This is a genomic window from Cryptosporangium japonicum (assembly GCF_039524755.1).
Classification (GTDB): Bacteria; Actinomycetota; Actinomycetes; order Mycobacteriales; family Cryptosporangiaceae; genus Cryptosporangium; species Cryptosporangium japonicum.
Genome location: NZ_BAAAGX010000035.1, coordinates 61661 through 71536 on the forward strand (window position 1 = coordinate 61661; position 9876 = coordinate 71536).

The 9876-nt window shown below is 72.3% G+C and carries 10 protein-coding genes; 5 read left to right on the forward strand and 5 right to left on the reverse strand.

The window, feature by feature from the left end; translation table 11 throughout:
* On the reverse strand, window positions 1–364 hold a 364-nt coding region (locus ABD437_RS37850), incomplete at its 3' end, for a GntR family transcriptional regulator (protein WP_344653804.1).
* Between the two features lie 155 nt (window positions 365–519).
* Between ABD437_RS37850 and ABD437_RS37855 the strand changes: the two genes are divergently transcribed.
* From ABD437_RS37855 to ABD437_RS37870, 4 genes are read left to right on the forward strand one after another with little or no spacing between them, the layout of a single operon-like run.
* The gene (locus ABD437_RS37855; RefSeq protein ID WP_344653805.1) at window positions 520–2046 is read left to right on the forward strand and encodes an ABC transporter ATP-binding protein; all 1527 of its coding nucleotides are present in this window, start codon (window positions 520–522) and stop codon (window positions 2044–2046) included.
* Window positions 2043–3092 (forward strand): ABC transporter permease, encoded by a 1050-nt coding sequence (locus ABD437_RS37860; protein WP_344653806.1) that lies wholly within the window; start codon window positions 2043–2045, stop codon window positions 3090–3092. The genes ABD437_RS37855 and ABD437_RS37860 overlap by 4 nt, the downstream gene beginning before the upstream one ends.
* A complete protein-coding gene (locus ABD437_RS37865; protein WP_344653807.1) occupies window positions 3089–4000 on the forward strand; it encodes an ABC transporter permease in 912 nt (303 codons plus the stop codon). The genes ABD437_RS37860 and ABD437_RS37865 overlap by 4 nt, the downstream gene beginning before the upstream one ends.
* Before the next feature lie 11 nt (window positions 4001–4011).
* Entirely contained in the window at window positions 4012–5148 is a 1137-nt protein-coding gene (locus ABD437_RS37870; RefSeq protein WP_344653808.1) for a BMP family ABC transporter substrate-binding protein, read from the forward strand.
* 55 nt (window positions 5149–5203) lie between these two features.
* On the opposite strand, the gene ABD437_RS37875 is transcribed toward ABD437_RS37870, so the two are convergent.
* Genes ABD437_RS37875 through ABD437_RS37890 form a run of 4 tightly spaced genes read right to left on the reverse strand, consistent with a single transcriptional unit; the run spans window position 5204 to window position 9100 of the window.
* Entirely contained in the window at window positions 5204–6019 is an 816-nt protein-coding gene (locus ABD437_RS37875) for an ABC transporter ATP-binding protein (protein WP_344653809.1), read from the reverse strand.
* Window positions 6016–6984 carry a FecCD family ABC transporter permease gene (locus ABD437_RS37880; protein ID WP_344653859.1) on the reverse strand — a complete coding sequence of 323 codons (969 nt, stop codon included), beginning with the start codon at window positions 6982–6984 and terminating at the stop codon, window positions 6016–6018. The genes ABD437_RS37875 and ABD437_RS37880 overlap by 4 nt, the downstream gene beginning before the upstream one ends.
* Window positions 6985–7040: 56 nt before the next feature.
* Window positions 7041–8060 carry a FecCD family ABC transporter permease gene (locus tag ABD437_RS37885; protein ID WP_344653810.1) on the reverse strand — a complete coding sequence of 340 codons (1020 nt, stop codon included), beginning with the start codon at window positions 8058–8060 and terminating at the stop codon, window positions 7041–7043.
* Window positions 8057–9100, reverse strand: a complete 1044-nt coding sequence (locus ABD437_RS37890) for an iron-siderophore ABC transporter substrate-binding protein (protein ID WP_344653811.1) — start codon at window positions 9098–9100, stop codon at window positions 8057–8059. Before ABD437_RS37890 ends, ABD437_RS37885 begins: the two co-directional genes overlap by 4 nt.
* Before the next feature lie 151 nt (window positions 9101–9251).
* Here ABD437_RS37890 and ABD437_RS37895 point away from each other — a divergent pair.
* Window positions 9252–9876, forward strand: a 625-nt coding sequence (locus tag ABD437_RS37895) for an ABC transporter ATP-binding protein (RefSeq protein ID WP_344653812.1), incomplete at its 3' end; no start/stop codon positions are given.

The following is a 9876-nucleotide window of genomic DNA, read 5'->3' on the forward strand; positions in this document are numbered from 1 at the left end:
GCAGCTCCAGCTGCTCGGGCGTCCGGCGCTCGGCGGCCAGGGCCGCCGCCCGCCCCTCCACTTCGTACCGGGCCTCGAACAGGTCCGCGAGTTCCGGCTCGGTGCGCGCACGCACGTACCCGCCGAGGTGACGCCGGTAGTCGATCCACCCGTCGGCCTCGAGGAACCGCAGCGCCTCGCGCACCGGGATGTGGCTGACGCCCAGCTGCTTGGCCAGGCCCTCGGCGTTCAGGTGCGTTCCCCCGGGCAGCACCCCGGCCAGGATGGCTTCCTTCAGCAGGTCGTGCACCTGCTCCCCGGTGCTCCCCCCGCCCGGCACGCGCTCGATCCGGGGCAGCGCGCTCAACACGTCGGGCGTCGTCATGTCTCGATCCTATAGGGCGATTCCGCCCGTAAATCGCCGTGCACAGGAGTCATTCAGACCGTTACTGCGTAGTCACGTGCGCGAAATCGACCGGGCGTCCTATAGGACGCGTCCGCGAACCCTCTCCCCCGGAGGCCGGCGATGGGCCACCCCACATGACGACGACCGACGCACCTGCCGACGCTCCCCCTTGGCTCGCCGTCCGCGGACTGACCCGCCGCTTCGGCGAGGTACTGGCCAACGACGCGGTCGATCTCACCGTCGCCGCCGGCGAGGTGCACGCCGTGCTCGGCGAGAACGGCGCGGGCAAGAGCACGCTGATGAAACTGATCTACGGCGTCCACCGGCCCGACTCCGGCGAGGTCGTGATCAACGGCGTCCCCACGCCGCTGGACTCGCCGGCCGCCGCGCGCGCCGCCGGTATCGGCATGGTCTTCCAGGACCTCCGTCTGGTCCCCGCGTTCACCGTCACCGAGAACGTGGCCCTGGCCCTCCCCGGCGCCGGGCCGCGGCTCGACCGCGGGGCGCTCGCCCGCCGGATCACCGAGGCGTCGGAGAAGTACGGGCTCCCGGTCCGCCCCGGCGCGCTGGTACGGCACCTCTCGATCGGCGAGCGCCAGCGCGTCGAGATCCTCAAGGTCCTGATGGCCGGCGCCCGGCTGCTCATCCTCGACGAGCCGACCAGCGTGCTGGCCCCGCAGGAGGTCGACGGCCTGTTCGACGCGATCCGCGCGCTCCGCGCGGACGGCCTGTCGGTCGTCATCATCACGCACAAGCTCACCGAGGCGCGGGCCATCGCCGACCGCGCGACGATCCTGCGCGGCGGCCGGGTCGTGCTCGCCGACGCGGTCCCCGCCGACCACACCGACGCCGAGCTGGTGGAGGCGATGGTCGGGCACTCGGTGCCCCCGCCGCCCCGGCCCGCCGGTGACGGCGCCGAGGCCGAACCGGTCGTGCGGTTGCGGAACGTCGGCCTCACGGGAGACCGGGGGCACGCGGCGCTCACCGACCTCACGCTCGACCTCCACCCGGGCGAACTGCTCGGGGTCGCCGGCGTCGCCGGCAGCGGCCAGCGCGAGCTCTGCGAACTGATCCTCGGTCAGCTGACGCCCACCACCGGCACGGTGACGCTGGACGGCGCCCCGCTCGCCGGGCCGCGCGAGGCGCTCGCCGCCGGTGCGGTCGGGGTGCCGGAGGACCCGATCACCGACGCTGTCGTGCCCGGCCTCACCGTGCTCGAGCACCTGGTGCTCTCCGACCTGGACGGGCTGCGCCGCGGACCGGGCGTCGACTGGGCGGCCGCCCGGCAGCGCGCGGCCGCGCTCGACGAACGGGCCGGGCTGCGGATGGCCGCGCCGGAGCGGATCGTCGCCGACCTGTCCGGCGGCAACATCCAGCGGGTGCTGCTCACCCGCGCACTGGGGGCGTCCGCGCGGGTGGTGGTCGCCGCCTACCCGAGCCGCGGGCTGGACGTCGCGACCGTGCGGCGCACCCAGCAGCTGCTGCTCGAGCAGCGCGACGCCGGCGCGGCCGTGCTCGTCGTGTCAGAGGACCTGGACGAACTGCTGGCGATCTCCGACCGCATCGCGGTGCTGCACGACGGGCACCTCGCCGGGACCGTCCGCCCGGACGAGACCGACCGGTACGCGATCGGTCAACTCATGCTGGGAGGAAAGGCATGACCACCGTCGCCGATCCGCCGGTCGTCACCGTCGATGACCCACCGAAGCGGCGGAGGTTCCCACTGCGCTGGCTCGTCGCGCTCGTCGGCGCGCCGGTCGTCTTCGGCGCGTTCGCGCTGGCCAAGGGCGTCGATCCGCTCGCGATGTACGCCGACATGCTCGCGTCGCTGGCCGACCCGACCCAGCTGCAGACCGTGCTGGTGCGCGCCTCGGTGCTGGTGCTGGCCGGGCTGGCGGTGGCGGTTCCGGCGCGGGCCGGCCTGCTCAACGTCGGCGGTGAGGGGCAGATCGTGGTCGGCGCGGTCGCCGCCGCCGGGGTCGGCCTCGCGCTCGATCCCCGCGCGCCGGGCGTCGCCGTGCTGCTGGTGATGTTCCTGGCCGCGATGGCCGCCGGTGCGCTCTGGGCCGGCCTCGCGGCCGTGCTGCGGCTGACCGTGAAGGTCAACGAGGCGATCAGCACGCTGCTGCTGAACTTCCTCGCGATCGACCTGATGCTGCTGCTCATCTACGACCCGTGGAAGGACGCGTCGGGCTTCGGCCAGCCGACGTCCCGGCCGCTCGCCGACGCCGCCCGCCTGCCGCTGTTCGTGCCCGGCGGCGTGCTCAACGTCGGCATCGTCGTGGCGCTGGTGACGCTCGGGATCGTGTGGTGGGCGACCACGCGCACGTCGTGGGGGTTCCGGCTGCGGGTGGTCGGCGGTAACCCCGAGGCGGCCCGGCAGGCCGGGCTGCGGGTCAACCGGCTGCTGCTCTCGGCGATGCTCGTCGGCGGTGCGCTGGCCGGCCTGGCCGGGCTCGTCCACTTCGCCGGCACCGAGTTCCAGCTGCGTCCCGGCATGACGACGAACTTCGGGTACGTCGGGTTCCTGGCGAGCTGGCTGGCCCTGCACAAGCCGCTGCGGGTCGGGCTGGCCGCGCTGCTGCTGGCCGCGATCGCGATGGCCGGCGACAGCCTGCAGATCGACGCCGGGCTGCCGGCCGCGTCGGTGAACGTGCTGATGGCGATCGTGCTGCTGCTGGTACTGGGCTCTCGGAGGCGGGCATGATCCTCGACGTACTCACCGGCGGTGTCCGGGGCGGCACCGCGATCCTCTACGCCGCGCTCGGCGAGACGCTGGCCGAGCGGGCCGGGGTGATCAACCTCGGCACCGAGGGCAGCATGCTCACCGGCGCGCTGGCCGCGTACGCGGTGACCGCGGAGACCGGGTCGCCGTGGGCGGGCGTGGTGGCCGGGGCCGCCGCCGGTGGCCTGCTGGCGCTGGTGCACGCCGTGCTCGTGCTCTCCCGCGGCGCGAACCAGCTGGCCACCGGCCTGGTCGTGCTGTTCCTCGGGCTCGGGCTCACCTCGATGTTCGGCGTCGCGTACGTGGGTGCGTCGATCACGCCGTTCCGGCCGGTGGCGATCCCGCTGCTCTCCGACGTGCCGTGGCTGGGGCCGATCTTCTTCACCCAGGACCCGCTGGTCTACGCGTCCTATCTGGCCGCGCCGGCGATGTGGTGGCTGCTCCACCGCAGCCGCTGGGGGCTGACCGTTCGCGGCGCCGGCGAGCGTCCCGAGGTGCTCGCGGCGTACGGGAAGAACCCGCTGGTCGTTCGGTACCTGGCCGTGGTCGGCGGCGGGCTGCTCGCCGGCGTCGGCGGTGCGCACCTGTCCACCGCGTACGCCAACGCCTGGTTCGAGAACATGACGGCCGGACGCGGGTTCATCGCGGTCGCGCTGGTGATCTTCGCGGCGTGGCACCCGCTGCGCGCGGTCGGCGGCGCGTACCTGTTCGGGGCCGCACTGGCGCTCTCCCCCGCACTGCAGGCCCGCGGTTACGGGTTCAACCAGTTCGCGCTCGACGCGCTGCCGTACCTGGTGACGATCCTCGCCCTCGTCCTGCTGGCGCGCCGGCAGGTCAACTCCGCTCCCGAAGGCCTGTCGCGGGTCTTCGAGCTCACCCCCGCCCGCTAGGAGACGCATCGATGAAGTGGAAGTTACTGCGATTGGTCGCGGCGACCGCGCTGCTGGCCGCGTGCGCCACGAACAGCACGACCTCGTCGTCGGGCACGTCGGGGGACGCCCCCGGCACCGGCGGGGACAAGATCGGGTTCATCTTCGTCGGACCGAAGGACGACTACGGCTACAACCAGGCCGCCTACCAGGGCAGCCAGGCCGTCGCCACGGCGTACCCGGACATGGAGGTGCTCACCGCCGAGAACGTGCCCGAGGACGACAACGCCACCCGGGTCATGGAGAGCATGATCCGCAAGGGCGCGAAGATCATCTTCGCGACCTCCTACGGCCACAAGGACCCGGCGCTGAAGGTCGCGGCCGCGCACCCGGACGTCGTCGTCGTGCAGCAGGGCAACATCGTCGACGGCGCGATGCCGAAGAACTTCGGCACGTACTTCGGCACCGTCTACGAGCCGGTGTACCTGGCCGGCATCGTCGCCGGGAAGACCACGAAGACGAACAAGCTCGGGTACGTGTACGCGTTCCCGATCTCGCAGACGCTCGACAACATCAACGCGTTCCAGCTCGGCGCGGCCTCGGTGAATCCGGCCGTGAAGACGTACGTGGTGAACACGTCGAGCTGGTGCGACCCGGCCAAGCAGGCCGAGGCGGCCAAGTCGCTGCTCTCGCAGGGCGTCGACGTGATCAGCCAGCACCAGGACTGCACCGCGACGGTGATCCGCGCGACCGAGGCCGCGGGCAAGTACACGGTCGGCTACCACGCCGACGCGACGGCGCTGGCCCCGAAGGGCTGGCTGACCGGGTCGCAGTGGGACTGGGGGCCGCTGTACACGTCGCTGGTGCGCACGGTCGTCGACGGGAAGTTCGTCGGCAGCGAGTACAACGCGAACTACCGGGTGGGGCTCAAGACCGGTGACAACCCGTTCGTGCGGTCGCCGTACGGGCCGACCGTGTCGGCGGACACGAAGTCGCTGGTGGACGCCGCGCAGGCGAAGATCAGCAAGGACTCCTCGCCGTTCACCGGGCCGGTCGTCGACCAGGCCGGGAAGACGCGCGTGCCCGCGGGCACCACGCCGGACTACAAGACGATCGAGTCGATCGACTACTTCGTGAAGGGGGTCGTCGGCCAGATCCCGTCGAGCTAGGAGCACCGGCGGTGGACCGGGGTCGCGCGCGGCCCCGGTCCGCCGCACCGGCCGGTCACGGGCGGTCGGGCGTGTTCACGTGGTGGCGGCCGAGCGGCAGCATCAGCGGCTTGTCCGACGTCGGGTCGGTGATGATGCGGCTGTCCAGCCCGAACACCGCGCGGACGGTGTCCTCGGTCAGCACCTGCGCGGGCTCCCCCGCCGCGTGCAGCCGGCCCTCGGCCAGCGCGATCAGGTGATCGGCGTAGCGGGCGGCCATGTTCAGGTCGTGCAGCACCATCACGATCGTCGTGCCCCGGGTGGCGTTCAGGTCGGTGAGCAGGTCCAGTACCTCGACCTGGTGGCTGACGTCGAGGAACGTGGTGGGCTCGTCGAGCAGCAGCACGTCGGTCTGCTGGGCGAGCGCCATCGCGATCCAGACCCGCTGGCGCTGCCCGCCGGAGAGCTCGTCGACCGAGCGGTCGGCCAGCTCGGCGGTGGAGGTGGCGTCGAGTGCCGCCGCGACCGCACGGTCGTCCTCGCGCGACCAGCGGGCCAGCACCCGCTGGTGGGGATGGCGGCCCCGGCTGACCAGGTCGGCCACCGTGATGCCCTCGGGCGCGATCGGTGACTGCGGCAGCAGGCCCAGCGTCCGGGCGAGCTCCTTCGGCGGGATCTTGTGCACGGCCTTGCCGTCCAGCAGGACGTGCCCGGCGCGCGGCGCGAGCAGGCGGGTCATCGACCGCAGCAGCGTCGACTTGCCGCAGGCGTTCGCGCCGACGATCGCGGTGATCCGGCCCGGCGGCACGGTGAGGTCGAGCGCCTCGATCACCGTGCGGTCGCGGTAGCCGAGCGAGAGCTGCTCGACGTTCAGCGTGTGGCCAGCGGTCACAGGGAGCCTCCCACCCGGTTCGACCGGACGATCAGATAGATGAGGTACGGCGCTCCCAGCACACCGGTGATGACGCCCACCGGGTAGCGGGTGCCGAACGCGAACTGGCCGACGAAGTCCGCGAGGAGCACGAGCAGCGCGCCGACGAGCCCGGCCGGGAGCAGCAGCGTGCCGCCGGCGCCGAACAGCCGGGCCGCGATCGGGCCGGCCAGGAACGCGACGAACGCGATCGGGCCGGTCGCGGCGGTGGCGAACGCGATCAGGCCGACGGCCGCGACGATCACCAGGAACCGGGTGCGCTCGAGCCGCACGCCGAGCGCGGCGGCCGCGTCGTCGCCCAGCTCCAGCAGCGTGAGGCCGCGTGCCGAGGCCAGCAGCACCGGCGTCAGCACGAGCATCGCGACGGCGACCGGGACGACCTGCGCCCAGGTGGCGTTGTTGAGGCTGCCGGCCAGCCAGCGGGTGGCCTGCTGCAGGTCCCACTGCCCGGCCTGGGAGAGCAGGTAGGAGGTGGCGCTGTTGAGCATCGACGCGCACCCGATGCCGATCAGCACCAGGCGGGTACCGGCGACGCCGTCGCGGAACGAGAGCGTGTACACGAGCACGGCGACGACCAGCGCGGCGACGATCGCGAACGTCGACACCCCGGTCTCGGACAGCCCGAGGACGACGATCGCGAACACGGCCGCGGTGCCGGCACCGGCGCTGATCCCGATGATGTCGGGGCTCGCGAGGGGGTTGCGCAGCATGGTCTGGAACGTGACGCCGCCCAGGCCGAAGCAGAACCCGGTCAGGCCCGCGAGCACCGCCCGGGGCAGCCGCAGCTCGCCGACCGTGAACGAGGCGCCGGGCACGATCCGGCCCAGGATCACGTCGAACACGTCCGCGAGCGGGTAGTAGGTGCGCCCGACACTCAACGACACCAGGAACACGGCGACGATCAGCGCCGCGAGCAGCGTCAGCATGCCGCGGCGCCGGAGCGCGCGGCGCCTGCGGCCGCGGACGACGGCTTCGATCGTGCTCACAGCTCGCGCACTTTCTGTTTCCGGACGATGTAGATGAAGAACGGCGCGCCGATCAGCGCGGCGAGGATGCCGACGTCGATCTCGTCCGGGCGGTTGACGATCCGGCCGAGCGTGTCGGCGACCGTGAGCAGCACCGCGCCGAGCACGGCCGAGAACGGCAGCAGCCAGCGGTGGTCGGTGCCGACGACCAGCCGGCAGACGTGCGGGGCGATCAGCCCGACGTACATGATCGGCCCGGCCGCGGCGACCGACCCGGCGCAGAGCAGCACCGCGCCGACCGCGGCCAGCGCCCGGGTCAGGCGCACCCGCTCGCCCAGCCCGGTCGCGAGCTCGTCGCCGAGCGCGAGCGAGTTCAGCGGACGGGCCACGGCCAGCGACACGACGAACCCGACGATCAGGAACGGCGCCACCTGGCGCAGGCTCGGGAACGTGGCCCCGCCGACGCCGCCGATCTCCCAGGACAGGAACACCCCGGAGACGTCGCCGCGCGGCAGGATCACCGCGCGGATCAGCGAGACGAACGCGACCGTGGTCGCGGTGCCGGCGAGCGCGAGCTTGAGCGGGGTGGCGCCGCCCCGGCCCAGCGACCCGACCGCGTAGACGAACACCGCCGCGAGCCCGGCGCCGGCGATCGCGACCCAGACGTAGCTGGTGACCGACGTCAGGCCGAACGTCGTGATGCCGATGACGATCGCGAGCGCGGCGCCCATGTTGACGCCGAGGATGCCGGGGTCGGCGAGCGGGTTGCGCGTCACGCCCTGCATGACCGCGCCGGAGACGGCCAGCGCCGCGCCGACGACCACGGCCAGGATCGTGCGCGGGATGCGCTTGGTGACCGCGGCCTCGTTCAGCGTGTCCTGCTGGCCTCCGAACGCGTGCCAGATGTCGGCCAGGCCGACGTGCCGGGAGCCGATCGCGACGGACGCGAACACGGCCGCCGCGAGAGCGGCGACCGCGATCACGATCCAGGCGGTCTTGACCGGCGCCGGGCGGCGCGTCTGGACCTCCGGTGTCACTTAACCTTGTCCGCGGCCGCCGCGAGCAGCTCGACGTAGTCCTTGGTCACGTACGAGATCGACAGCGGCGTCGGGTTCGCGGCGGTGGCCAGCGGGCCGCTGCCGGGGAAGAACACGACCGAGCCGCGCTTGATCGCCGGGATCTTGCCGAGCAGCGGGTCGGCCTGCAGCTGGCTGAGCAGCTTGTTGTCCGCGTCGCCGTAGGACACCATGATGTCCACGTCGTTCAGCTCCTGGATCTGCTCGGAGCTCAGGCTGCCGGAGAACTCCTTCGAGCTCTGCGAGGCCTTCTCCACCGCCGGGGCGTCCTTCAGGCCGAGGTCGCCGAAGAACTGCACGCGGGTGTCGTGCGCGGTGTAGTAGGTGACCTTGCTCAGGTCGGCCGGGTCGATGTGGGTGATGAACATCGCGTTCTTGCCGGCGATGCTCGGGTGCTTGCCGACCTCGGCCTTGACCTGCGACTCGATGTCGGCGATGAGCTTCTCGCCCTCGCTCTTCAGGCCGAGGGCCTCGCTCTCGAGCGTGATCGTGTCGCGCCAGGCGGTGGCCCACGGCGCCTCGGGGTACGCCACGGTCGGCGCGATCTTGCTGAGCGTGTCGTAGTCCTGCTTGGTCAGCCCGGAGTACGCGGCCAGGATGACGTCGGGCCGGGTGTCGGCGACGGCCTCGAAGTCGATGCCGTCGGTCTCGTCGAACAACACCGGCTTGGTGTCGCCGCCGAGCTCGTCGAGCTTCGCCTTGGTCCACGGCAGCAGGCCGTCGGTGTCGTCGTCGCCGAAGTTGGCCTTTGCGAAGCCGACCGGCACGATGCCGAGCGCCAGCGGAACCTCTTCGTTCGCCCAGTTGACGGTGGCGACGCGGACGGGCTTCTTCTCGATCGTGGTCGAGCCGAGCGCGTGCTTGATCGTGATCGGGAACGAAGCCCCCGAGCCGGCCGAGGCGTCCGCGGACGCCGAGTCGTCGTCCGTGCCGCCGCAGGCAGCCAGAGCGACGCTCATGGCCACCGCGACCGCACCGGCGAGTAACCGGTTCAAGCGCATGGAAAAGCTCCAAACAGGTCGTGGGGGGATCAGGCGAGGCTAACCTAACAGCATCCCCGCGCCAGGCAAGAAGCCGTCCGGACCGGCAATGGCGCAGTTCACAGCGGCCTTTGTAGACCTACGCCGCCTCAACTTAGGCTAGCCTCACCTCATGAATTCTCGGTCAGCAGCGCTGCGCGGTGCCGGACTCACCCTCGGTTACGACGGCCGCACCGTCGTCTCCGGCGCGGACCTCGAGCTCCGGGCCGGTGAGGTGGTCGCGCTCGTCGGGCCGAACGGATCCGGCAAGTCGACGCTCCTGCGCGCGCTCGCCCGCCTGCACGCCCCGGCCGCGGGCGAGGTCACGCTGGCCGACGGGCAGAACGCCGCCGCACTGCACCCCAAGGAGTTCGCCCGCCGCGTCACGCTGCTGACCCAGTCGCGCCCCACCCCCGGCGGCGTCCGCGTCCGCGACGTCGTCGCCTACGGACGCCACCCCTACCGCGGCCGCTTCGGCACCGGCGACGCGGACGGCCCGGAGAAGGTGCGCGCCGCGATGCGCGTCACCGGCGTCGAGGCCATGGCCGAACGCCCGGTCGACGAACTGTCCGGCGGTGAACTCCAGCGGGTCTGGCTGGCGACCTGCCTCGCTCAGGACACCGGCGTCGTCCTGCTCGACGAGCCCACCACGTTCCTCGACCTGCGCTACCAGGTCGAGACCCTGGACACCGTCCGCGACCTCGCGGACGAGCACGGCGTCGCGGTCGGCGTCGTGCTGCACGACCTCGACCAGGCCG